At 71.4% G+C, this 23,877-nt stretch carries 20 protein-coding genes; 9 read left to right on the top strand and 11 right to left on the bottom strand.

The features are described 5' to 3' along the window. Positions 1 to 130 precede the first annotated feature (130 nt). Positions 131 to 1,873, top strand: coding sequence for a pyruvate dehydrogenase (locus tag K7I03_RS31575; RefSeq protein WP_185944791.1), 1,743 nt, complete (start codon positions 131 to 133; stop codon positions 1,871 to 1,873). Between the two features lie 409 nt (positions 1,874 to 2,282). Here K7I03_RS31575 and K7I03_RS31570 read toward each other — a convergent pair whose 3' ends face one another. Continuing rightward, positions 2,283 to 2,507 carry a hypothetical protein gene (locus tag K7I03_RS31570; RefSeq protein WP_185944792.1) on the bottom strand — a complete coding sequence of 75 codons (225 nt, stop codon included), beginning with the start codon at positions 2,505 to 2,507 and terminating at the stop codon, positions 2,283 to 2,285. A gap of 20 nt (positions 2,508 to 2,527) precedes the next feature. Then, the gene (locus tag K7I03_RS31565; RefSeq protein WP_004941989.1) at positions 2,528 to 2,806 is read right to left on the bottom strand and encodes a hypothetical protein; all 279 of its coding nucleotides are present in this window, start codon (positions 2,804 to 2,806) and stop codon (positions 2,528 to 2,530) included. Between the two features lie 268 nt (positions 2,807 to 3,074). Here K7I03_RS31565 and K7I03_RS31560 point away from each other — a divergent pair, with 268 nt between their 5' ends. Then, positions 3,075 to 3,755: a response regulator gene (locus K7I03_RS31560; RefSeq protein WP_185944793.1), complete on the top strand. Its 681-nt coding sequence runs from the start codon at positions 3,075 to 3,077 to the stop codon at positions 3,753 to 3,755. Between the two features lie 10 nt (positions 3,756 to 3,765). Here K7I03_RS31560 and K7I03_RS31555 read toward each other — a convergent pair whose 3' ends face one another. The 4 genes from K7I03_RS31555 to K7I03_RS31540 form a co-directional block, all read right to left on the bottom strand. After that, positions 3,766 to 6,165, bottom strand: coding sequence for a phosphoketolase family protein (locus K7I03_RS31555; protein ID WP_185944794.1), 2,400 nt, complete (start codon positions 6,163 to 6,165; stop codon positions 3,766 to 3,768). Between the two features lie 454 nt (positions 6,166 to 6,619). Next, a complete protein-coding gene (locus K7I03_RS31550) occupies positions 6,620 to 7,090 on the bottom strand; it encodes a hypothetical protein (protein ID WP_185944795.1) in 471 nt (156 codons plus the stop codon). Between the two features lie 23 nt (positions 7,091 to 7,113). Next, on the bottom strand, positions 7,114 to 7,980 hold the full coding sequence (locus K7I03_RS31545; RefSeq protein ID WP_224347314.1) for a Hint domain-containing protein: 867 nt from the start codon (positions 7,978 to 7,980) through the stop codon (positions 7,114 to 7,116). Next, positions 7,868 to 10,102, bottom strand: coding sequence for an RHS repeat domain-containing protein (locus K7I03_RS31540; RefSeq protein ID WP_224347313.1), 2,235 nt, complete (start codon positions 10,100 to 10,102; stop codon positions 7,868 to 7,870). The genes K7I03_RS31545 and K7I03_RS31540 overlap by 113 nt, the downstream gene beginning before the upstream one ends. Before the next feature lie 173 nt (positions 10,103 to 10,275). On the opposite strand from K7I03_RS31540, the gene K7I03_RS31535 reads away from it, so the two are divergent. Continuing rightward, on the top strand, positions 10,276 to 10,773 hold the full coding sequence (locus tag K7I03_RS31535; RefSeq protein WP_185944796.1) for an NUDIX domain-containing protein: 498 nt from the start codon (positions 10,276 to 10,278) through the stop codon (positions 10,771 to 10,773). 45 nt (positions 10,774 to 10,818) lie between these two features. Here K7I03_RS31535 and K7I03_RS31530 read toward each other — a convergent pair whose 3' ends face one another. Both K7I03_RS31530 and K7I03_RS31525 read right to left on the bottom strand, forming a co-directional pair. Then, on the bottom strand, positions 10,819 to 11,157 hold the full coding sequence (locus tag K7I03_RS31530) for an NIPSNAP family protein (protein WP_185944797.1): 339 nt from the start codon (positions 11,155 to 11,157) through the stop codon (positions 10,819 to 10,821). 39 nt (positions 11,158 to 11,196) lie between these two features. Beyond that, on the bottom strand, positions 11,197 to 12,948 hold the full coding sequence (locus tag K7I03_RS31525) for a sensor histidine kinase (RefSeq protein ID WP_185944798.1): 1,752 nt from the start codon (positions 12,946 to 12,948) through the stop codon (positions 11,197 to 11,199). Positions 12,949 to 13,259: 311 nt separating this feature from the next. Here K7I03_RS31525 and K7I03_RS31520 point away from each other — a divergent pair, with 311 nt between their 5' ends. From K7I03_RS31520 to K7I03_RS31510, 3 genes are all read left to right on the top strand, one after another. Further along, positions 13,260 to 13,937, top strand: a complete 678-nt coding sequence (locus tag K7I03_RS31520; protein WP_185944799.1) for a vitamin K epoxide reductase family protein — start codon at positions 13,260 to 13,262, stop codon at positions 13,935 to 13,937. A gap of 351 nt (positions 13,938 to 14,288) precedes the next feature. Continuing rightward, positions 14,289 to 15,971 (top strand): aa3-type cytochrome oxidase subunit I, encoded by a 1,683-nt coding sequence (gene ctaD / locus K7I03_RS31515; RefSeq protein ID WP_221903407.1) that lies wholly within the window; start codon positions 14,289 to 14,291, stop codon positions 15,969 to 15,971. Between the two features lie 267 nt (positions 15,972 to 16,238). Continuing rightward, on the top strand, positions 16,239 to 18,197 hold the full coding sequence (locus K7I03_RS31510) for an ABC transporter ATP-binding protein (RefSeq protein ID WP_313772170.1): 1,959 nt from the start codon (positions 16,239 to 16,241) through the stop codon (positions 18,195 to 18,197). Positions 18,198 to 18,317: 120 nt separating this feature from the next. On the opposite strand, the gene lepB is transcribed toward K7I03_RS31510, so the two are convergent. After that, the gene (gene lepB, locus K7I03_RS31505) at positions 18,318 to 19,229 is read right to left on the bottom strand and encodes a signal peptidase I (RefSeq protein WP_185944800.1); all 912 of its coding nucleotides are present in this window, start codon (positions 19,227 to 19,229) and stop codon (positions 18,318 to 18,320) included. Positions 19,230 to 19,565: 336 nt separating this feature from the next. On the opposite strand from lepB, the gene K7I03_RS31500 reads away from it, so the two are divergent. Further along, a complete protein-coding gene (locus tag K7I03_RS31500) occupies positions 19,566 to 20,630 on the top strand; it encodes a methyltransferase (RefSeq protein ID WP_185944801.1) in 1,065 nt (354 codons plus the stop codon). 150 nt (positions 20,631 to 20,780) lie between these two features. Here K7I03_RS31500 and galE read toward each other — a convergent pair whose 3' ends face one another. Both galE and K7I03_RS31490 read right to left on the bottom strand, forming a co-directional pair. Then, positions 20,781 to 21,791 (bottom strand): UDP-glucose 4-epimerase GalE, encoded by a 1,011-nt coding sequence (gene galE, locus K7I03_RS31495; RefSeq protein ID WP_185944802.1) that lies wholly within the window; start codon positions 21,789 to 21,791, stop codon positions 20,781 to 20,783. 323 nt (positions 21,792 to 22,114) lie between these two features. After that, positions 22,115 to 22,687: an NUDIX domain-containing protein gene (locus K7I03_RS31490; RefSeq protein WP_185944803.1), complete on the bottom strand. Its 573-nt coding sequence runs from the start codon at positions 22,685 to 22,687 to the stop codon at positions 22,115 to 22,117. 166 nt (positions 22,688 to 22,853) lie between these two features. Here K7I03_RS31490 and K7I03_RS31485 point away from each other — a divergent pair, with 166 nt between their 5' ends. Both K7I03_RS31485 and K7I03_RS31480 read left to right on the top strand, forming a co-directional pair. Further along, positions 22,854 to 23,363: a DinB family protein gene (locus K7I03_RS31485; protein ID WP_185944804.1), complete on the top strand. Its 510-nt coding sequence runs from the start codon at positions 22,854 to 22,856 to the stop codon at positions 23,361 to 23,363. A 33-nt stretch (positions 23,364 to 23,396) separates the two neighbouring features. Further along, the gene (locus K7I03_RS31480; protein ID WP_185944805.1) at positions 23,397 to 23,846 is read left to right on the top strand and encodes a DUF523 domain-containing protein; all 450 of its coding nucleotides are present in this window, start codon (positions 23,397 to 23,399) and stop codon (positions 23,844 to 23,846) included. The last annotated feature ends 31 nt before the right edge of the window (positions 23,847 to 23,877 follow it).

Below are 23,877 nucleotides of genomic sequence, written 5' to 3'. Positions count from 1 at the left end.
CGGGCCCGGGGCGCGGCCGGCCCGCACGAAGATGCATGACCAGGTGTTCCGTGGGTGGATGGGGGCAGGGGCGCGAGTGACCGGCCACGCGCCGGTCGCGTACGACACGGCGGAACGGAGGAGCGTTCTCATGGCCAAGCAGACGGTGGCGGAGCAGTTCGTCGACATCCTGGCGCGGGCCGGGGTGCGCCGGCTCTACGGAGTCGTCGGCGACAGCCTCAACCCGGTCGTGGACGCGGTGCGCCGCAACGCGGCCATCGACTGGGTGCACGTCCGCCACGAGGAGGCCGCCGCGTTCGCCGCGGGCGCGGAGGCGCAGCTCACCGGCAAGCTGGCGGCCTGCGCCGGTTCCTGCGGCCCCGGGAACCTGCACCTGATCAACGGCCTGTACGACGCCCACCGTTCCATGGCGCCCGTGCTCGCGCTGGCCTCGCACATCCCGAGCGGCGAGATCGGCAGCGGCTTCTTCCAGGAGACCCACCCGGACCGGCTGTTCCAGGAGTGCAGTCACTACTGCGAGCTGGTGTCCACCCCGCAGCAGATGCCGCGCGTGCTGCGCACCGGCATCCAGAACGCGATCGGGCGTGGCGGCGTCGGCGTCATCGTGCTGCCGGGGGACGTCGCCGGCCAGCCGGCCGCCGCGCCCACCGGGGACCACGCGCTGGTCACCACCCGGCCGTCGGTGCGTCCCGGGGACGCGGAGATCGACGCGCTGGCGCGGATGGTCGACGAGGCCGGCAAGGTGACGCTGTTCTGCGGCGCCGGCACGGCGGGGGCGCACGACGAGGTGATGCGGTTCGCCGAGCGGGTGAAGGCGCCCGTCGGCCACGCGCTGCGCGGCAAGGAGTGGATCCAGTACGACAACCCGTACGACGTCGGCATGAGCGGCCTGCTCGGCTACGGCGCCGCCTACGACGCCACGCACGAGTGCGACCTGCTGATCCTGCTGGGCACCGACTTCCCGTACACCGCGTTCCTGCCCGACGACGTCAAGATCGCCCAGGTGGACGTGCGGCCCGAGCACCTGGGCCGGCGGTCCGCGCTGGACCTCGCGGTGTGGGGCGACGTCCGCGAGACGCTGCGCTGCCTCACACCGAAGGTGCAGGTCAAGAGCGGCCGGAAGTTCCTCGACAAGATGCTCAAGAAGCACGCGGACGCCCTGGAGGGCGTCGTCAAGGCGTACACGCGGAAGGTGGAGAAGCACACGCCGATCCACCCGGAGTACGTGGCGTCGGTGCTGGACGAGGAGGCGGCGGACGACGCGGTGTTCACCGTGGACACCGGCATGAACAACGTCTGGGCCGCCCGCTACCTCACCCCCAACGGCCGGCGGCGTGTCATCGGCTCGTTCACCCACGGCTCGATGGCCAACGCGCTGCCGCAGGCGATCGGGGCGCAGTTCCTCGACCCCGACCGGCAGGTGGTGTCGATGTCCGGGGACGGCGGGTTCTCCATGCTGATGGGCGACTTCCTGACGCTGGTGCAGTACGGGCTGCCGGTGAAGGTGGTGCTGTTCAACAACTCGTCGCTGGGCATGGTGGAGCTGGAGATGATGGTGGGCGGCCTGCCGTCGTACGGCACGGCCAACCGCAACCCGGACTTCGCGGCCCTCGCGACGGCGGCCGGGGCGTACGGGGTGCGGGTGGAAAAGCCCAAGCACGTGCGCGGCGCGCTGCGGGACGCGTTCCGGCACAAGGGTCCGGCGCTGGTGGACATCGTGACCGATCCCAACGCGCTCTCGATGCCGCCGAAGATCAGCGCGGACATGGTGAGCGGGTTTGCTCTGTCGGCGGGGAAGATGGTGCTGGACGGGGGTGTGGGGCGGATGGTGCAGATGGCGCGCTCGAATCTGCGGAACATCCCGCGGCCCTGACGGTTCCTGCCCTGTCGTCATCGTCCCAGTGACCCGTCCGGCGGCCCGTGCGCACCCGCCGGACGAGCCGGTCCACGACCGCTTCGCGTCCGCGCCCCGCCGCCTGCCCCCCGTCCGCTGCCGCTGAACGCTCGCTGCCGCCGGCCGTCCGTTGCCGACGGCCGTGCGCTGCCGCCGGCCATGTCCTGCCGACGGCCGACGGCGACCGCTGGCGCCGGGTCGCCGGGACGTCGGACCGCCCGGCCACCGGACCGCCGGGTCGTCGGGTCGCCGGGTCGTCGGGTCGCCGGGTCGTTAGGCTGTCGGACCGCCGGATCTTCGGACCGCCGGACCGCCGGGTCTTCGGGCCGTCAGGCCGCAGGGCCGTCAGGCCGCAGGGCCGTCAGGCCGCAGGGCCGTCAGGCGACCGCTATCGCCGGGCCAGCCGGGCCCCGCCGGACGCGTCGTCCACCCGATAGCGGGCGGCCAGCGCAGCGAGAGGCTTCCCGACGCACTCCTCCGGCACCGTGAATTCCGCCATCTTGCGGTCGTCACCGGGCACCGGGCGGACCCCGATGCGATCGTCGCCCTCCTCCACGATCTCCGCCAGGGCGAGGATCTCCCCGTTCTCGTCGAATACCGCGTGCACGCGCATGAGCGAACCGTCCGTTTCCGTCACGGGGTCACAAGGACGAGGGTGAAAATGAACTCGGAGTTCCCGGTCGCCCGGAGGGTTACCCCCCAGAACGGCGGGATCGGGTCGTTGAAGTCCCAGAACGAGAACTCGGACACGTACTCCAGCTGCGCGTTCCGGTCGCTGAACGACGTGTGGTTCACGCAGGGCCGGATCCAGGAGCTGCCGGGCGGGACCTTGCCGAAGTCGAAGGCGAAATTGTTCTGTTGACCGTTGCCGAGGAACAGCAGCCCGCTGCTCTTGACTTCCAGACCGGCCATGTTCCACCGCCTTTCCGCAATCGCCGTGCGCGGGAGGAAGCACTGTGGGCACAGCGTGCGCCGGGCCTTCGGGCGCCGTGAACAGCCGTGACGCGGACACCACCCGTTCGGCTCCGCAGGACGGGACGGTGGTGGCCCGTGCGCTGTGAGGACACCCTCCGGTTACGGAGGTGGGGCCGTTCGGCCCATGGCACCACCCCGTACGATCGACCACGATCGACACGAAGCGTGACCGGTACGACCGGCGCGGACGGTGACAGGAGGGGCAGTGGAACAGGCAAGGGTCTTCTCTCCGGAGAAGCCGATCCGGGTGTTCCTCCTGGACGACCACGAAGTCGTCCGGCGGGGCATCCAGGACCTGCTGGACGCCGAGGACGACATCACGGTGGCCGGCGAGGCCGGCACGATCGGCCAGGCCCTCGCCCGGGGCCCCGCGCTGCGCCCGGACGTCGCCGTGCTGGACGTCCGGCTGCCCGACGGCGACGGCATCTCGGTCTGCCGCGAACTGCGGTCGCGGATGCCGGACCTGGCCTGCCTGATGCTCACGTCGTTCGACGACGACGACGCCCTGCTGGACGCCATCATGGCGGGTGCGGCGGGCTACGTCCTCAAGCAGATCAAGGGCTCCGACCTGGTGGCGGCGATCCGCACGGTCGCCTCCGGGCAGTCCATGCTCGACCCGGCCACCACCGCCCGGCTGATGAGCAGCCTGCGCGGCGACGAGGGCGCCCACCCGGAGGACGACCGGCTGGCGGGCCTGTCGCCGCGTGAGCGCGACATCCTCGCGCTCATCGGCGAGGGCATGACCAACCGGCAGATCGGCCGGCAGCTCTTCCTCTCCGAGAAGACCGTCAAGAACCACATTTCGCGGCTGCTCGCCAAGCTGGGCGTGGAGCGCCGCATCCAGGCGGCGGTGATCGCCTCGGAGGCGGCCCGGGCGGGCGCCTGAGCCACCGCGCTCACCCGTCCCAGCTCCACTCCTCCACCTCGGGCAGGTCCGTGCCGTGCTCGCGGATCCAGGCGTGGTGGCGGGTCCGGACGTCCTCCATCGCCTGCCGCACGGCGGCCGCGCGGACGGCGAGCCCGGGGACGCGGTCGATGACGTCCATGACGAGCCGGTAGCGGTCGAGGTCGTTGCTGACGACCATGTCGAAGGGCGTGGTCGTGGTACCGGACTCCTTGTAGCCGCGGACGTGGAAGTTCGGGTGGCCGGTCCGCCGGTAGGCGAGGCGGTGGATGAGCCACGGGTAGCCGTGGTACGCGAAGACGACGGGCCGGTCGGTGGTGAAGAGGGCGTCGAACTCGTGGTCCGGCATGCCGTGCGGGTGCTCGCCGTGCGGCATCAGCCGGGCGATGTCGACGACGTTGACGACGCGGACGGCCAGGTCGGGCAGGTGCCGCCGGAGCAGGCTCGCCGCCGCGAGGACCTCCTGTGTCGGCACGTCCCCGGCACACGCCAGCACCACGTCCGGCTCCCGCCGCCCGTCCTCGGTGCCGGCCCACTCCCAGACGCCCGCGCCCCGCGCGCAGTGGGCGCGGGCCTGGTCGAGGGTGAGCCAGTCGAAGCAGGGCTGTTTGCCCGCGACGATGACGTTGACGTAGTCGCGGCTGCGCAGGGCGTGGTCGGCGACGGACAGCAGGGTGTTGGCGTCGGGCGGCAGATACACCCGCACGACTTCCGGACTCTTGTTGAGGACGTGGTCGACGAAGCCGGGATCCTGATGCGAGAACCCGTTGTGGTCCTGCCGCCACACGTGCGACGTGAGCAGGTAGTTGAGGGAGGCGATCGGCCGCCGCCAGGGCAGCCGCCGGGAGACCCGCAGCCACTTGATGTGCTGGTTGACCATCGAGTCGACGATGTGCACGAACGCCTCGTAACAGGAGAACAGCCCGTGCCGCCCGGTGAGGAGGTACCCCTCCAGCCACCCCTGGCAGGTGTGCTCGGACAGGATCTCCATGACGCGCCCGTGCCGGTCGAGATGCTCGTCGGTGGGAACGGTGGCGGCCTGCCACGCCTTGCCGGTGGCACCGTAGACCGCCTGCAGCCGATTCGAAGCGGTCTCATCGGGCCCGACGACGCGGAAGTCCCGGCGGTCGGCGGTCGCGGCCATGACGTCGGCGAGCAGCCCGCCGAGGACGGCGGTCGGCTCGTGCCGCCCGGCGCCGGGCCGGTCGACGGCGACGGCGTGCCGCTCCAGGGGCGGGACGGGCAGATCGCGGAGGAGCAGCCCGCCGTTGGCGTACGGGGTGGCGCCGAGCCGCCGCGCCCCCTCGGGCACGCACTCCAGCACGTCCGGACGCGGGCGTCCGCGCTCGTCGAACAGCTCCTCCGGCCGGTACGACCGCAGCCACGCCTCCAACTGCCGCAGGTGCTCGGGGTCGTCCCGGACCCCGGAGAGCGGCACCTGATGGGACCGCCAGGTGCCCTCGACGGGCAGCCCGTCGACCTCAGCAGGCCCGGTCCACCCCTTGGGCGTCCGCAGCACGATGACAGGCCAGGAGGGCCGGTCGCCAATGCCTTCCTCCCGGGCGGTACGCCGAATGGCGGCAATATGATCCAAGGCGGTGTCCATGGCGACGGCCATGGCCCGATGCACGGCGGCCGGATCGTCACCCTCAACGCGCAGGACGTGGTACCCGTACCCGTGCAGCAACCGGTCGAGCTCGTGCTCGGGCAGCCGGGCGAGGACGGTGGGATTAGCGATCTTGTACCCGTTGAGATGCAGAATCGGCAGTACAGCACCATCCCGAACGGGATCGAGAAACTTGTTGGAATGCCAGGACGCGGCCAACGGCCCGGTCTCGGCCTCCCCGTCCCCGATGACGCAGGCCATGAGCAGCTCGGGCCGGTCGAACGCGGCCCCGTAGGCGTGCGAGAGCGAGTACCCGAGCTCCCCGCCCTCATGAATCGATCCGGGCGTCTCGGGCGCCACATGACTGGGCACCCCGCCGGGAAACGAGAACTGCCGGAACAGCCGCCCCATCCCGTCCGCGTCCCGGGTGACGTCGGGATACGTCTCGCTGTAGCTCCCCTCCAGCCACGAGTTGGCCACCACGGCCGGCCCGCCGTGCCCGGGCCCCCACACACAGAGCGCCTCGATCCCCCGCCGCTTGATCACCCGGTTGAGGTGGGTGTACACGAGGTTCAGCCCGGGCGAGGTCCCCCAGTGCCCGAGCAGCCGCGGCTTGATGTGCCGCGGCCGCAACGGCTCCGCCAGCAGCGGGTTCCCCATCAGATAGATCTGCCCGACGGCCAGATAGTTCGCGGCCCGCCAGTGCGCGTCCAGCGCGGCGACCTCATCATCGGACGGAGGCCGCGCATCGTCGGCGCGCTCCTGAGACTGCTTGGGCTCCGGCATGCTCCCACGGTTCCACTTCCCGGAGCTGGGCGCTACGGGACGGGCGCCGTGCGGGGCGGCACCTGGATCGTCGGATTCTTAGGACACCGGAAATGTGCCCCCGGACCCCCTCAGAGAACGACCACGCCGACCTGGACAAGCGCAGGTTCGCCTTCTGCGGAGATGACCACGCTGAGGCGAACACGCACTGTTAAACGCCTGCTGGAGCTGCGCAGGCGGCGCTCAGCACCCGGAGACGCCGAGGCATCACGCTGTGGCAGCGACGAACTGTCATCCCGCGTCGCCTTCGTCCGCTGCTGCACCGGCACCCCGTGCCGAAGCCCCGCCAGGACGCACGTGACGGAGCTTCGGATTCACAGATCTTTACCCGTCGCAATAGAACTGAATTCCAACGGGTCGGAAATCCTGAGAACGCAAAGCTCGGCTCTTTTTACCACCGAGGGCTACGCACCAATCATGGCAACTTACCGCCATGACTTTCGGCGAAACTGCGAGAAACTTCCCGAATTTCGGGATCGCCACTCTCGGCAGCTTTACCAATCACGGCGCCCAGAGCCTCCCACGCTTCAACCTCGACCAGCACGTCAGCCAGCCGGAGGTAGTCGTCGACTTCACCGCCAGATAGACACTCTAGCGCCACCCGCGCGAATTGCGATTGATCAATTTCTTGCCGAGCTGCCCGGATCGTCTCGCAAGCCGGCAGTACCCACCCGGTCGACATGGAAACGTCAATCAGGAGACCGAGCAGCTTCGGAACATCTTCAGGGAAGAGATGGAGGAAATCCAGGGCGGCAGACCGATCCCACGCCGAACCGCTCGAAAGCGCCTTCGCCAGCAAGTCCACACGCGAGGGCAGCTGGTTCACCTCGGCCCGACATCGAGCAACCTCTTGCTCGGCTGCTACCAAAGCACGCCACTCCTCCATCCCCAGGGCATCTCTTTCTGGACTCACAACTTCTTCCCTATGTTCTGCCATTTCATCCCTTTGATGAGGTCCACATACTCATCAAACGACATGCGACGCGTTGGGTAAATGGTGTGGTGACCAAGTGCGCGCGGGCCTCCGACCCCTTTACCGTCGGCGATCACACCCAGCCCGTCGGGAAGTGGACCCGTAGGAGTACGAAGCTGCCCCTTCAGTCCGACACGACTTGCGTTCGCTACCGAATCAAACGTGGAGAGCCCCTGCACGTCCAAAGATTTCAACTGCTCAGCAGTAGGCCCATTCACGAAGCCGGCTGCATCCACATCGATATCTTTCCCTGGGCGAACCCTCGGCCCACCCACTGTGTAGAGAGAGCAGTTGCTGTTGTGAACGAGTACCGGAGCCTTACCCGCCAACACATAGTACGCGTGCACGCCGCTGACTGTCAGGTCATGTGTGCGCTGCCGCTTGACGAAGTGTCGGGTTCCCTTGACCCGGAGCGTTTCACCCTTGGGGGTGAGAAGGTAGGAACCGGGGCGCAGTTCACCGGCATCGACCCACTTCTTGCCCACAGCCTCCCAGAACGGGTGGGTATCCGTAGCGATGATGCTCGCCGGGCCCCGCTCTGTTTCGACCGTCAGGTCAGTGAAGTCCTTGTCGTGCTCGGTGTCGAACGTGGCGACGACCTCGCGTGGTGTCTCCTTGCCCGTATCCGGATCTGTCGCCAGGACTATGTCGCCTGTCCTGACCTCTTCAATGGGCTTGCTGCTGCCGTCTTCAAGCAGGACTTCGGTCCCGGGTGTGAAGCTGTGGAGGCAGGAACCCTTTCCTGAGCCCCGTCCGCCGGCCCGGGATCCGCCACCCAAGCCACGCCCCGACTCGCCTTCCACGCCGGGGATACCCCACAGCGCCGCTCCGGCCAGGAAGCCGTTTTTTCCAAGATCCCAAGCTGCTGGGGCAACTGAGACCAGTGCAGGAAAGGTACGCAAGGTACCGGACTCGGTTCAGCGCCGTATCCGCCTCCGGGCCGCCCCGGTTGATGGCGTCGCTCCAGCAGTTGATCGATTCGCCCATGCAGGAACGGATGATCTCCTGGTAGAGCGTCTCCTGGAATTTCTTCTTGTCCTTCCAGTTGATGGGAACCTCGACGCCCGCGTAGATCTCCTCCATTCCTCGGCTGGCCGGTGATTCGTATCCGCCCGACTCATCGCCACCGCCGCCGTAACCGCCGCCGTCATCCCCGCCGTCGTCTCCCCACGGGTCCTCGTCCCGTCCACGCTGCTCCCACTTGCCGCCGGACTTCCTCGTGCACTGGATCGGAAGGAGGATGCAGTCCGCCGGCTGCAAGCCCGAAGGGTCGGACAGGGTGGCCGGGTTGTTGTGGGCGTAGGTGTAGCCGTGGTTCTGCTGGGGGTCGCCCAGGTCCATTACCGGGTCGACGCTGATGAACCGGCCGATGCCGGGGTCGTATTCGCGGGCACCCAGGTGCGTCAGGCCCGTCGTCGTGTCGTTCGTTCCGCCGACGAAGCCCTTGGTGCCCGGCCAGTTCTTAGGCTGTTCACCGCGCGGGCTGCCGAAGGGAGTGGTGCGTCGGTGGGCCGCCGAAGTTCCCTTCGCGTCGATGGCGAGTTGGCCCGTACCCACGTGGTCCCCGACGACGAACGAGCCGCTGCCGTCGTCGTTCTGGACGGCCTGGACCCCGTTGCCCAGGTCGAGGTAGCGGGTGGCCTTCGGTGTCTTGGCGCCCTTGGCGAGGGTGATCTCCGTGGCGCCGAGGTAGAGCGTGGTCTCCGTGTCCGTGCGGCCGATCAACCGCTGGCCGTCCGCGTCGTAGACGTAGGAGGCGCTGTCGGCGGCCTTGTCGTTCCGGAACTGGACGGCCTTCGCCAGGTGCCCTTCAACATCCCAGTCCAGGGTCTGCTTGTCGCCGGCGATCGTCCGGGTCGTGGTGTTGCCGATGGGGTCGTAGGCGTAGGAGTCCTTGGCCGTTCCCGTGGGTTCGGTCGTGTCCACCGCCGTCAGCGTGTGCGGCTGCGGGCCGCCTGCCGGCGGGTAGGAGTAGGTGCGCTTGGTGTCCTTGGCGCTGTCGCCGCCGGTGTCGTGGCGGGTTTCCGTGAGGCGGTTGCCGGTCTTGTCGTAGGTGTAGGAGTTCCAGTACGGGGCCGGGCCGCCGATCGACTTGCCGTCCGGAGTGCCGGAGCAGGTCGGTGTGGGCTGGGTCCATTCGTCCGTGACGCGCCGCAGGTAGTCGTAGGTGAAGCACTGGGTGTCCAGGCCACCGGACACGGCGTCGGAGACCGCGCGGACGTTGCCCGTCTCGTCATACGTGTACGTGGCGGCCTTGTCCGCGGCGGGCGCGTTCTCGCGGTCGACACGGGTGGTGGCCAGCCGCTGTGTGCCCCACTCGTAGCCGTTGGTGAGCTGGGTGAACTTGCCGCCTCCGGTCACCTTCGCCTGGAGCGGCTTGCCCGTGAGGCTGTAGCTGGTGACGCTCGCCTTGAGCCCGCCCGAGCCGATGACCTCCGTGGGGCGCAGCAGTTTGTCGTAGCTGTAGACGACGCCGTCGCCCGACAGGGAGCCCGCCTTGGGGAGCATGAGGCCCTGGACGCTGCCGGAAGGGTTGTAGGTGGTGCCGAAGTAGTACTCCCCGGCCAGGGCGCCCTCGTTGGAGGGGATCGCCACTCGTGACCGCGTGGCGCGGTACAGCGAGTCGTATTCGTCGATGCGGTTGGTGTAGGCGTTGCCGTTCTCGAAGCGGGTGGAGGTGGCGGGTTGGCCCTTGCCCCGGTTGACCGTGTCGTACGTCCACTCGGCCAGCTTCGTGCCGTTGGCCGAGCCCTCGCGGAGCTCGGTCTTGCGGCCGAGGTTGTCGTAGGCGTAATAGAGCGTGTTCTTGGCCTTGCGGGAGTTGGTGACGCTGATCAGCTGACCGCGGTCGTCGTACGTGCTGGTCACCGGGCCCTTGTCCGGGTCCTCGGAGGAGACATGGCGGCCGAGCTGATCGTAGATCAATCTCCGATGTGTCAAGCATCACAGGCGCACTTGAGCCGTCCCTCCGGACGGAGGCGGGTGACCACCCGCGACCGGCCGGTTCACTCAAGAGGCTGAACCCTCGCCGCCAGCCCGGCCGGCGACAGTACGCTGACGGGCCAGTGGTCCGTGAAAGTCGTGGCGAAGGCGGGCAGTTGACCAGACATCCGCAGTTTCCCCGAGCCGAGTGGCTCGCACAGCGGGCGCGCATCCTGGGGTGTGCCGCCTCCCTCGTCCACGACGACGAGAGGCGGATCATGCTGCTGCACACCTCGTGGGGCGACGCGTGGCAGCTGCCCGGGGGCGGTCACGACGACGGCGAGGATCTGTGGCAGACGGCCGTGCGGGAGACGTTCGAGGAGACGGGGTTGACCATGCCGGACGTCCCCGAACTGCTGGCCGTTGACTGGGGTGTGCACCCCGAGGGGATTCCCGAGGTCTTCGCTCTCTTCAAGGGCCCGCTCGTCGACGCGGAGAGCGTCAAGGTGAGGCTCTCCGACGAGCACGACGCCTGGCGCATGCTCACCGCGGACGAGTGGGCCCCGCTCGTCCCCGCGCGGCAGGCCCGGGTGCTGGCCGCCGCGACGGAGGTGCTGATCGGGGGCCGGTGTCCGTATCTCCGGGAGGCCGGGCATCTGGCCGATGTTCCGTAGTGGGCCGTCGACTCGCCGGTGGGGGGTGGGTCGGGCGGCGGTTCGTTACGCGGACGTCTCCGCCGAAGCGTCCTCCGTCCCCGCGTCGAGCGGGCGCAGGAAGCGGCGTTCGTAGCGCTTGATGCAGCGGGTGGTGCGGGCCAGTTCGAAGGCGGCTTGGCAATCCGGGTCGGTCGTGCTGTCCGTGCGGTAGCGCTCGTACGCGGCCATGCTGGGGAAGGAGAAGAGGGCGTACGCGATGTCGCTGTCGCCCTCGCTCGGCAGGAAGTAGCCGTGGTGCGTGCCGCCGAGGCGGTTGACGAGCCGGATCCAGCGGCGGCCGTACTCCTCGAAGTCGGCGAGCTTGTCGGCGTCGATCTCGTACTTCAGGTGAATGCTGATCACGACCGCATGATGCGGGGTGTGGCGCGGGGACGAAAGCGGTTATCGGGCGGCGGCTCCTCCTCCGTCCGGCGTCCCGTGGCCCATCGGGCAGCGGCCGCCGGTCAGCGGGATGCGCCATTCCAGGTGGGTTCCGGTGCCGCTCGGTGGGGTGGACAGGGTGAGGGTGCCGCCGTGGCGTTCGGCGCGTTCGCTGAGGTTGCGGAGGCCGCTGCGGCGGGTGGCGGTGGGGGGCATGCCGATGCCGTCGTCCGCGACGGTCAGGACGAGGGCCCCGCCCTCGTTGACGACGGCGACGTCCACCGCGCCGGCCTGCGCGTGCCGGGCGACGTTGGCCAGGGCCTCGGCGAGGACGGCGACGGCGTCGTCGGCGGCCTCGCGGGGGACCTGGGTGTCCAGCAGGCCCTCCATGCGCAGGCTGGGCGCGAACCCGAGCGCGGTGCCGGCCTCGGCGACGGCGCGGACGGCGCGGGTGCGCAGGCCGTGCTGGGGGGCGGTCTCGCGGGAGCGGAGGCCGAAGATGGTGGAGCGGATGATCTTTATGGTCTCGTCGAGGTCGCCGACGGCGCGGCGGACGCGTTCGGCGGCCTCGGGGTGGTCGATGAAGCGGTCGGCGCTCTGCAGGGTCATGCCGGTGGCGAACAGCCGCTGGATGGCGAGGTCGTGGAGGTCGCGGGCGATCCGGTCGCGGTCCTCCAGGAGGGCCAACTGGGCGGTGTCCGCGCGGCGTTCGGCCAGCTCCATGGCCAGACCCGTCTGGCCGGCGAAGGCCAGCAGCGGTTCGGCCTCCCACTCGGCGAAGTCGCCGGCGCCCGCGGCCCGGACGAGCAGCAGCACGCCGTGGACGACGTCGTCGCCGGAGGTGACGGGGACGGCCAGGGCGGGCCCCGGGCCCGCCGGACCCGCCGGTACCTCCTCGGCGTGGCCCCGGGCGGGGCGCGCGTCGGTGAACGCGGTGCCGCTAAGGGTGCCTTGGAGCGGCAGGACCAGGTGGCGGAGCCCGTCGGCGCCCGTTCCCGTGGCCGCCTCGACGGTCAGCGCGTCGTCCCCGGGCTCCGGCAGGGAGAACACGGCGAGGTCGGATCCGGTGATCTCGCGGGCGAGCGCGGTGATGCGGGCGGTGACCTCGGCGCGCGGCCGGTCGGACATCAGGGCGGTCGTCACCTCGGCGCCGGCCCGCAGCCACCGTTCGCGCCGGGTGGACTCCTCGTACAGGCGGGCGTTCTCGATGGCGATGCCGGCGGCGACGGCGAGGGTGGCCAGCACCTCCTCGTCCTCGTCCTCGAAGTCCGCTCCCCCGCGCTTCTCCGTCAGGTAGAGGTTGCCGAAGACGTGGTCGCGGACCCGGATGGGCACGCCGAGGAAGGTGTTCATCGGCGGGTGGCCGGGCGGGAAGCCGTACGAGGCCGGGTGGTCGGCGATCTTCGGCAGCCGCAGCGGTTCCGGGCGGCGGATCAGCTCGCCCAGGATGCCGTGGCCGCAGGGGTACGGGCCGATGGCCGCGATCTCCTCGTCGGTGAGCCCGACGGTGAGGAACTGGGACAGCCGCCGGCCGTCCGGCCCGATGACGCCGAGGGCGCCGTAGCGGGCGTCGACCAGCACCACGGCCGCGTCGATGATGCCGCGCAGCACCTGTTCCAGCTCCAGGCCGCGGCCGACCGACAGGACGGCCTCCAGCAGCTTGTGCACACGGTCGCGGGTGCCGCGGGCGGCGTCGAGCCGGGCCTGGACCTCGTCCAGCAGTTCGTCCAGTCTGAGCTGCGGCAGCCGTACCGCCGACCCGGTGTTCTCCACGCCTCTCCTCGCCTCTTCCGGGCCCCCGCCGGTACCGCGCGTCGGCCGGGACGTCCGGATACGGCCCCTGACGGCCGATCAGCCCTGTTCAGGGCCCCGTCCACCGTATCGCCGCGCCTTCCGGTGGGGCCGACCGGCCCCTGTCCCCCGCCGCCGCGGGCCCGTTCAATGGAGGCGACGGGTCCGCCGCCGAGTGGCGCGGCGGCGGGCCCGCTCCGCCCTGCCCGGCGGCCCGTCGTCCCGCCGGGAGGGCGGGTCCCGCCGGCACGGGCGCCCGAGTGCCCAGGGACCAGGGACCAGGAGGGACAGCCATGACCGAGACCGCGCTCGACCGCCGAGCCGACGGGCCCGCCGACCGGCCCGCCGACGGAGGCGCCAGGGAGGCACGGGACGCCCGCGACGCCCGCGGCGCCCGGGACGCCGCCGGGGCCGGCCGGGCCCTGGCCTGGCTGCTGGTCGTCGCCGGGGCGCTGGGGCTGCTCGCCTCCTTCCAGATCACCGTCGACAAGGTCCGGCTGGCGGAGAACCCCGGGTTTCGGCCCGCGTGCAGCCTCAACGCCGTCGTCTCGTGCACCAATGTGATGCTGAGCGACCAGGCGTCGGTGTTCGGCTTCCCCAACCCGCTGATCGGCCTGGTCGCCTACGCGGTGGTCGTCGCGCTCGGCGTCGTCCTGCTGACGGGCGCCCGGCTGCCGCGCTGGTGCTGGCTGGGGCTGAACCTGGGGACGCTGGCCGGGGCGGTGTTCTGCATGTGGCTGATGTCCCAGGCGCTCTACGTGATCGGGGCGCTGTGCCTGTGGTGCTGTCTGGCGTGGGCCGTGACGATCGCCCTGTTCTGGTACACGACCGCGCACAACCTCCGGCACCGGTTCCTGCCGGCGCCGTGCGGGCTGGTGCTGGGGGTGCTGGAGTTCCACTGGGCCGTGCCCGCCGCCTGGTACGGGGTGATCGCGCTGCTCGTGGTGCAGCGGTTCTGGGCTCCCTGGTGAGGCCGTCCCGGCCTGGTGACGCCCCGCGAACGCCCTGGTGACTCCCAGTCCCAGGGGCGCCCCGGTGACTCCCGGAGGCGCCCTCGTGACTCCCGCGAACGCCTTGGTCACTCCCGGGGGCTCCCGGGTGAGGCCGCTCCTCGCCAAGACCGCCCCCGAAGAGGGCCGTTCGGCCCTGCGCCGGGCCCCGCCCGGCCCCTGCCCCGGCCCCCGGCCGCCGCCGATCATGAACGAGGCCGGACGGGCCCGCGGCCCCCGCGCCGCGCGCCCTCCGGTCCGTGGAGAACTTTCGGCAGATGCGGAGCAGGTGTGCCAGTGGACGGCGTCGAGGTGCGGAGCGGGCGGAAACCCCTGACGGAACGCCCCATCGGGGAGGCGGCCGCGGGTTCCCGGCCGAGGAGTTCACCCGTCGAGTGGCTGACGACCACCGACCACAAACGGATCGGGACCCTCTACCTCGTCTCGGCCTTCGTCTTCTTCATCGTCGGCGGGGTGCTCGCCCTGCTCATGCGCGCCGAACTGGCCCGTCCCGGCTCGCAGATCATGTCGAACGAGCAGTTCAACCAGGCGTTCACGATGCACGGCTCGATCATGCTGCTGCTGTTCGCGATGCCGCTGTTCACCGGCTTCGCGAACTGGATCATGCCGTTGCAGATCGGCGCACCCGACGTGGCGTTCCCGCGCCTGAACATGCTGTCGTACTGGCTGTTCCTCTTCGGTTCGCTGATGGCCGCCGCCGGCTTCCTCACCCCGCAGGGGGCCGCCGACTTCGGCTGGTTCGCCTACACGCCGCTGTCCGACGCCCAGCACTCCCCCACCCTCGGCGCGGATCTGTGGATCATGGGCGTGGCGCTGTCCGGCTTCGGCAGCATCCTGGGCGCCGTCAACTTCATCACCACCATCATCTGTATGCGCGCCCCCGGCATGACGATGTTCCGGATGCCGATCTTCACCTGGAACGTCCTGCTCACCGCGCTGCTCATCCTGCTGGTGTTCCCGGTGCTGGCCGCCGCGCTGTTCGCACTGGAGATGGACCGCAAGTTCGGCTCGCACATCTTCGACCCGGCCAACGGCGGGGCGCTGCTGTGGCAGCACCTGTTCTGGTTCTTCGGCCATCCCGAGGTGTACGTCCTGGCGCTGCCGTTCTTCGGGATCGTCTCCGAGGTCATCCCGGTCTTCTCCCGCAAGCCGATGTTCGGTTACTGGGGTCTGATCGCCGCGACGATCTCCATCGCCGGCCTCTCGGTGACGGTCTGGGCGCACCACATGTACGTCACGGGCGGGGTGCTGCTGCCGTTCTTCGCCTTCATGACCTTCCTGATCGCGGTCCCGACCGGGGTGAAGTTCTTCAACTGGATCGGCACCATGTGGAAGGGCTCACTGTCCTTCGAGACGCCGATGCTCTGGGCCACCGGCTTCCTGATGACCTTCGTCTTCGGCGGTCTGACGGGTGTGCTGCTGGCCGCCCCGCCGCTCGACTTCCACACCTCCGACTCGTACTTCGTCGTCGCGCACTTCCACTACACGCTCTTCGGCACGGTCGTCTACGCGATGTTCGCCGGATTCCACTTCTGGTGGCCGAAGTTCACGGGCAAGATGCTGGACGAGCGGCTGGGCAAGGTCACGTTCTGGACGCTCACGGTGGGCTTCCACCTGACGTTCCTGGTCCAGCACTGGCTGGGCGCGGAGGGCATGCCCCGCCGGTACGCGGACTACCTGGCGGCGGACGGCTGGACGGCGCTCAACACCCTGTCCACCATCGGCTCGTTCCTGCTCGGGCTGTCGTTCCTGCCGTTCTTCTACAACGTCTGGAAGACCGCCAAGTACGGCGAGAAGGTGGAGGTCGACGATCCGTGGGGCTGGGGCCGGTCGCTGGAGTGGGCGACCTCCTGCCCGCCGCCGCGGCACAACTTCCCGTCCCTGCCGAAGATCCGTTCCGAGTCCCCGGCGCTCGACCTGCACCGACCGGGCCTCGAGTCGGGTGACGCGCGGACGGCGGCGGAGCGCGAGCCGGCGGTGACGTCGGCCGGCTGACGGCCGCACGCACCACCGGGGCCCGGGGACGCGTAGACAGCGCCCCCGGGCCCCTTGGCGTCGCGGACGCAACCACTCCCTCACCCTTTCGTGTGAGTTAGTCCGGAGAACGACCGTCATCGTCAACGGTCCGCCCACTCACGGCGCATTGAGGCACTTCGCGGCGCTTGCCCGCTTTCGGGCGCCGCCGTGTCCTTCCCCCATTTGGCGCAGTTGGTCACGGGACCGCCGGAAACGGCACCCGAACGAGTGGAGGGAGCACCAATCGTGACGACCGACCACGAGCTCAAACGGACGGCGCCCCCGCCCGGCCACCCTGAGACGCCCGAGGTGAACAGGGCGACCGGGACGGCCGAGGCGACCGCACCAGCCCGCCCGCCCCTGCCCGAACCGAAGGAAGTGCGATGCCGCGACGCCGGGCTGCGGAACGCGTTCGAGACCGCGTCCTTCCTCCAACTCTGCTCCCGCATCCCCGCCCTGCTGGCCCAGATCGCCCGTATGGCCTGGGAGGTCGACCGCCGGGACGTCCTGGTCCTGGTGGGCTGCCAACTGCTCTCCGGCACGGCGGCGGCCGTCGGTCTCGCGGCGACCGCGCGGGCCATGACGCCCGTGCTCGGCGGCGGTCTGGTGCCCGACCGCATCCGCGAGGCCCTCCCGGCCCTGATCGTCGTGGCGGTGGCCGCAGCCGTCGCCCGCGTCACGTACGGAGTGGCGTCCTGGGCCGTGAGCCGGCTCAAACCCCGGCTGATGACGGCCGCCGACGTCGCCCTCGTCGAGGCGGTCGTCTCGGTGGAACTGGCCGCGCTCAACCGCGCCGACTTCGCCGACGAGCACGAGGCGGCCGAGACGGGAGCGATCCGCTGCGACCGGATGCTCCACGACGCGCAGGCGTTCATGTCCGCCCTCATCCGGCTCGTCGCCGCCTGCGGGGTACTGACCGTCCTGCACCCGCTGATGCTGCCGGTGCTGGTGCTGGCGGTGCTGCCGTCCGGGGCGGGCGCGGTCGCCGAGGCGAAGATCGAGCACCGCACCCACTACGCCAATGTCTCCCGCCGCAACGTCAAGGGGATGATGCGCTGGCACGTCACCACGCCGCGGCTGGCGGACGAGGTACGGGCCAACAGCATGCGCGAGTACCTGATGTTCTGGTACCGGACGGTCTCCCACCGCATCGACGCGCGCATCGTCGAGGCGGCCGGCCTGGGGCTGCGCGTCAACCTGCTCGCGGCGGTCGCCGGCGGCGCCTGCCTGACGCTGGCCTGGACGACGCTGCTGTGGCTGACCGTCACCGGCCGGGTGTCGTTCGCCGTCTCCGCCACGGCCGTCGTCGCCGTCCGCGCCGCCCTGGGCAACCTCACCAACGTCGTGCACTACTGCACCAGCCTCTTCCACTCCACCCTCTACCTCGGCGACTGGAAGCGGTTCGTCGACCGCACCCGCGCCCTCGCCCCCAACCGCGGCCGGGAAACGGCCCCCGCCCACCCGGAGACGATCCGCTTCGAGAAGGTCACCTACTCCTACCCGAACAAGGCCCGGCCCGCCGTCGACGGCCTCGACCTGACGCTGCGCCGAGGCGAACTCGTCGCGGTGGTCGGCGAGAACGGCTCCGGGAAGTCCACCCTGATGCGGCTGGTGACCGGACTGTTCACCGCCGACAAGGGGACGGTGTCCTGGGACGGCGTCGACCTGGCGAACGCCGATCCGGACACGGTCTGGGCCCGCACCGGCCTCGTCCCGCAGTTCTTCGCCTACTGGCCGCTCACCGCCCGCGAGAACATCACCCTGGGCCAGCCCCTCACCTGGGACGACGACCGGGTCTGGGAGACCGTCGACCTGGTCGGACTGCGCCCGACCGTCGAGGAGTTCCCCGAGGGGCTCGACATGCTGCTCGCCCGCGAGCTGTGGGGCGGCGTCAACCTCTCGGGCGGCCAGTGGCAGCGCATCGCCTGCGCCCGGGCCCTGTACCGCAGGCCCCCGGTGCTCATCCTGGACGAGCCGACCAGCGAACTCGACGCCCGCGGCGAGCACATGATCTTCCAGGCGCTCAAGGACATGGCCAAGGACCGCATCACCATCGTCGTCACCCACCGCCTCGACAACACCCGGATCGCGGACCGCATCGTGGTGATGGAGCACGGCCGGATCACCGAACAGGGGCCGTTCGACCGGCTGGTGACGGCCGGCGGCCTCTTCCAGGAGCTGTACGCGCTCTCACAGGACCGCTGAGGACCCGCCACACACCGTCATGCGAAAGACGTACACCGTCATACGGCGGAAAGGCGCCCGGCCGCCGGACCGGAAGGTCCGGCGGCCGGGCGCCTGCCGCGTCGTGTCGTCCCGTCTCCGCTATCCGCGCCGCTCCGCGCGGCGGACGGCCACGCGCCGGCGCAGCAGCACCAGCGGTACGGCGCCGACGAAGGCCACGGCGGTGGGCGCCGTGGCGGCCGCCTTGTCGATGCCCTTCTGGTCGAAGGTGTCGGGCACCGGCAGGGTGGACCAGCGGTCGATCGGCCAGGCCACGACGATCGCCCGGCCGACGACGTTGCCGACGGGGACGAAGCCGTTGCCCGGCTCGTCCTGGTGGAAGCGGGAGTCGGCGGAGTTCTGCCGGTGGTCGCCCATCACCCAGAGCCGGTCCTTGGGCACAGTGATCTTGAACTGGCCCCACTCGCCCAGACTGCACGGCGTGTTCCCGGGAAAGACGTACGGCTCCTGGAGCGGCTTGCCGTTGACCTTCAGGGGGCCGGTCCCCTTGCACTCCACGGTGTCACCGGCGACCCCGATGACCCGCTTGATCAGGTCCTTCTCGTTGGCCGACGGCATCAGCCCGATGAAGCTCAGCGCCTTCTGCACCAGGTTGGGCTCCGGCGTCGGCTCGTCCCTCAGCCAGGTGCCGGGGTCGTGGAAGACGATGACCTCGCCGCGCTCGGGCTCCGCCCCGAACCACGGGGTCAGCTTGTCGACCAGCACCCGGTCGCCCCGCTGGAGGGTGTCCTGCATGGAGTCCGAGGGGATGGAGAACGCCTGCACCAGGAACGTCTTGATCAGCAGCGCCAGCACCAGGGCGACGACGACGAGGAGGGGCAGCTCCTTCCAGAACGGCCGCTGCTGTCCGGCCTTCTTCTTCGCCTTCCCCGACTTCTCGGCCTGCTCGGCCTGCCCGGCCTGATCGGCCCGCTCGGTCGCACCGGCCGCCCCCACGGGCTCCTCCTCCGGCCCGCCCCGCTCCGAACGCGCGCCCACCGCCACGTCCCCCACATCCACTCCTCACTTCGACCACCGCCCGTTCCGTGCGCGGCCCGGGCCCCGGCGTCCCCGTCGAGCGGGAGATTCCGGCGGGGTCAGCCTATGCGAAGCGGGGATGCGGACGTTCCGGGCGGCGGCCGTGCGCGCCGTGACGGGCCGTCGGCGGCGCGGCGGATTCCTCCGTACGGGGCGCCGGATCCCGCCCGTCCTCCCCCATTGCCGGGACCGATCACCGCGACCTAGGGTTGCCTCGCCTCCGCGCCGCGGACCACGCGTACACCGTTCACCCCGTCGTCGCGGCCTCCCCCCGGACAGCCGCCGCCGACGGCCTGCCGAAGGGAACCAGGGATGGCAACGGAACCGGACCGGACGAACGGCGGCCTCGCCGGCCCCCCGCCGCAGGCGATCCTCCAGCGGCTGATGTGGGGTCACGCGGTCTCCATCCTGCTGGACACGGTGCTGCGGCTGGGCGTGGCCGACCGGCTCGGCGACGGGGAGGCCACCGCCGAGGAGCTCGCCGCCCACTGCGGCACCCTGCCCGACCCGACCCTGCGGACCCTGCGCGCGACGGTTCCGCTCGGCCTGCTCGACGAGGTCCGGCCGGGCGTCTTCCGGCTCACCCCGGCCGGCGCCCTGCTGCGCGAGGACCACCCGGAGAGCATGGCCGCCGTCCTCCGCGTCTACGCCAACCCGGCCATGGTCCGCGCCTGGGAGCACCTGGCCGACGGGCTGCGGACCGGTCTGCCCACCTTCGACACCCTGCACGGCCACGACTACTTCACCCACATCCGGAAGGACCCGGCACTCTCGGCCGACTTCAACACGGCCATGAGCCAGGCCACCCGGACGACCGCCGAGGTCCTGCCCGGCCACTACGACTTCGGGCGCTTCGGCACCCTCGTGGACGTGGGCGGGGGCGACGGCACGCTGCTGGCGGCCGTCCTCGCCCGGCACCCGGGGCTCCGCGGCGTCCTCTACGACTCCGCGGAGGGGCTCGCGGAGGCCGCGCCCCGGCTGGAGCGGGCGGGCCTGTCCGGCCGGTGCTCCCTGGAGACCGGCGACTTCTTCGTCTCCGCCCCGGCCGGCGGCGACCTGTACCTGCTCAAGAGCGTGCTGCACGACTGGAGCGACGAGCGGTGCGGGGCGATCCTCGACGGGATACGCCGGGTGATACCGGACGACGGCCGGCTGCTCGTCGTCGAGCCGGTGCTGCCGGCACCGGGGACCGCCCGGGCCGACACGGACCCCGGCCCCTATCTGAGCGACCTCACCATGATGCTCGGCCTGGGCGGCAGGGAGCGCACGGCCGAGGACTTCACGGCCCTGTGCGCGGCGTCGGGGTTCGCGGTGACGTCCGTGAGCCCGCTGCCGGCGCCGAGCACGTTCTCTCTCGTGGAGGCCGTGCCGGTGTGAGAGTGCCCGTGCGGCAGGCCGGTGCGACGGGCGGACGCCGGTAATGCCGTCCCCCCGCCCGGAAGCGGCGGGACGGCCCCGGCGGCTCGCGGCGGGCGGGACGGCGTCAACTAAGACGTCAGCACCGGCTGCGGCACCGGCTCCGCGGGCTCACGCCCCGGGGGCGACCCGCGTCCCCCGCTCGCGCCGGGCGTGCGGGTGCCGGAGGCACCAGCCCTCCCAGGCGGAGGCGACCATGGCGCGGACGGTGTGCCGGGCCCGCCAGTCCAGCTCCCGCTCGATGGGCGAGGAGTCGGCGACCACGCGCGCCGGGTCGCCCGGCCGCCGGGCGGTGACGACGGGGGCGGTGTCGTGGCCGGTGACCTCACCGATGACGGAGATCAGCTCCCGCACCGAGAGCCCTTCGCCGCGGCCGACGTTGAACGTGCGGGCCACGCCCTGCCGGCCGCGCAGGAAGCGGGTGGCGGCCAGGTGGGCGGAGGCGATGTCGGCGACGTGGATGTAGTCGCGGACGCAGGTGCCGTCCGGGGTCGGGTAGTCGTCGCCGAAGATCACCGGGGCCTGGCCCGCGGTGAGCTTCTCGAAGACCATGGGCACCAGGTTGAGCACCCGTTCGTCGGCCAGCCGCGGTTCCGCGGCCCCGGCCACGTTGAAGTACCGCAGGTTGACGAAGTCGACGCCGTGGGCGCGGTGCGCCGCGGCGGCCAGCCACTCGCCGATCAGCTTGGTCTGGCCGTAGGGGCTGATCGGGTCGCAGGGGGTGGCCTCGGTGACCAGGTCCTCGTCGACCATGCCGTAGACGGAGGCGCTGGAGGAGTACACGAGCTTGCGCACCCCCGCGTCGTCCATGGCCGCGAGGAGCGTCCGGAAACCCTCCACGTTCTGGCGGTAGTGCAGCAGCGGCAGTTCGACGGACTCGCCGACCTGCGTCCGGGCGACGAGGTTGACCACGCCCTCCACCGGGAACCGCCGGAAGACCCCGGCGAGCGCCTCCGCGTCGAGGATGTCGGCCTCGATGAGGGGGACGCCGTCCGGGACGGCGTCCCGGCTCCCCGTGGACAGGTCGTCCACCACGACGACCCGCTCCCCCGCCTCGCGCATGGCCCTGACGACGTGTCCGCCGATGAATCCGGCGCCGCCCGCGACGAGCCAGTACGACATGTCCCACTCCCTTTCGTTCCATGGCCGGGCCCCGGCATCCCGGTGTCACGGGCGCGGCGGCGCCGCGCGGCGGACGGGACGGGCGGGCTGCCGCGGCCTGGGGAGATCATCGCGCCGGCCCGCCGGTCGCCGCTCACCGGCCCCGGCCGCGGCCGGCCGGGCGGTCCGGGTGTGCCGCGGGGCGGGGCGGGTCGCCGCCGGGCACGCGGCGGGGCGCATCGGGCGGCGGGCGTACGGGGGTTCGCGGTGCGGGGCCGCGTACGGCCGGGTGGCCGCCGGGGCCGGCCCGCCGCTCCCCGTACCCCCGCCGGACGAGACGAAGCTCACGCTCGGCCGGCGGGCGTCACCGGGAGCAGCCGTGCCGCCAGGAGCAGCCCCATCACCGTCCCCGCCTCCGTCAGGGCACCGCTCGCGGCCATGCGGACGGCGTCGTCGAGCGGCAGCCAGCGCACCCGCATGCCGGCCTCGGTCGGATCCCGCCGGAGGGTGCCCCGGTGCAGGTCGGTGCCCAGGAAGAGGTGGGTGACGGCCGACGTACGGGACGGGAGCGGGTGGACGACGCCCAGCCGGCGGAGTGCGCCGGGGCGCCGGCCCGTCTCCTCCTCGCACTCGCGCGCCGCCGCGGCCTCGGGGTCCTCCCCCGCGGCGACGGCCCCGCCCGGAATGTGCAGCAGGCGCCGGCCGATCGGTGCGAAGGCGTCCTCGACCAGGGCCACCCAGCCGTCGTCGTCGACGGCGACGACCCGGGCGCCGTCCGCCAGAGTGAGGCGTTCGTACGTCCCCTCCGCGCCGTCCGGCTGGACGACGCGGTCGCGGTGGAGCGTCAGGTGCCGCCCGCGGTACAGCACTTCGGTGCCGAGGCGGTACCAGCCGCGGCACCCGTGGTCGTCGGACATGGTTCGGTGTTCCCCCTGGACCGGTGGCGGCGACATGGCGCCCTGAGAACGACCCGGCCGCCCGGCGGTTCCGGGGCGTCGGGACTTGTGTGCGTCGACGACTTGTGTGCGGTGACGCCCCGGGATACACCTGCCCCACCACCAAAAACGTACAGGAGTACGACACATGACCCCCGACGAGCGCGTTCCCCCTCCCACCACCGGCGGCGAGCGGGAGACGCTGCGGGCCTACCTCGACTACCACCGCGCCACCCTGGCCCGGAAGTGCGAGGGGCTCACCGACGAGGAGCTGCGCCGCCGTGCGATGCCGCCGTCGACGCTGACCCTGCTCGGCCTGGTCCGCCACCTCGCCGAGGTGGAACGCACCTGGTTCCGCCGGGTGTTCGAGGACAACGCCCTGCCCCTCCTCTGGTCCGACCGCATGGACTTCCAGGCGGCGTACGACGCGTCCGGCTCGACCCGCGCCGAGGCCTTCGCCGCGTGGGACGCCGAGGTCGCCCGCTCCCGCCGCGTCGAGGCCGCGGCGGCGTCCCTCGACACGACGGGCCTCCAGCCGCGGTGGGGGCGGCGGGTCTCGCTGCGCATGGCGATGGTCCACGTCCTCCTCGAATACGCCCGCCACAACGGCCACGCGGACCTCCTGCGCGAGGGCGTCGACGGCACGGTGGGGGCCTGAGGCGGGCGCCCGCCGGCCGGTTAGCCTGGCGGCATGGAAGCGATCCTGGTCAGCGCGTGTCTACGGGGAGTGCCCTGCCGGTTCGACGGGCGGGACAAGGCGTCGTCGGAGGTCGCGGAGGCGGTGGCCGGACGCGCGGTGGTCCCGTTCTGCCCGGAGGTCGCGGGCGGGCTCGCGACGCCGCGGCGGCCCGCGGAGCTGGTGGGCGGTGACGGGCACGGCGTGCTCGACGGGACGGCACGCGTCGTCGAGGACACCGGGCGGGACGTGACGGCGGAATTCGTGGCCGGGGCGCGGCGCGCCCTCGCGGCGGCGCGGCGGGCGGGGTGCTCGGAGGCGCTGCTGATGCCGCGCAGCCCGTCGTGCGGGCGGGGCGCGGTGTACGACGGCTCGTTCGGCGGGGGGCTGGTGCCAGGGGACGGGGTGACGGCGGCGCTGCTGGAGCGGAACGGGATCACCGTGCGCCCGGCGCCCGGGGTCTGAGCCGCCCGCCCGGTCGCGTCCGGGCCCGTTT

The organism is Streptomyces mobaraensis (genome assembly GCF_020099395.1).
In the GTDB taxonomy this organism is placed as follows: domain Bacteria; phylum Actinomycetota; class Actinomycetes; order Streptomycetales; family Streptomycetaceae; genus Streptomyces.
This window is presented reverse-complemented; position numbering and strand designations above follow the sequence as displayed.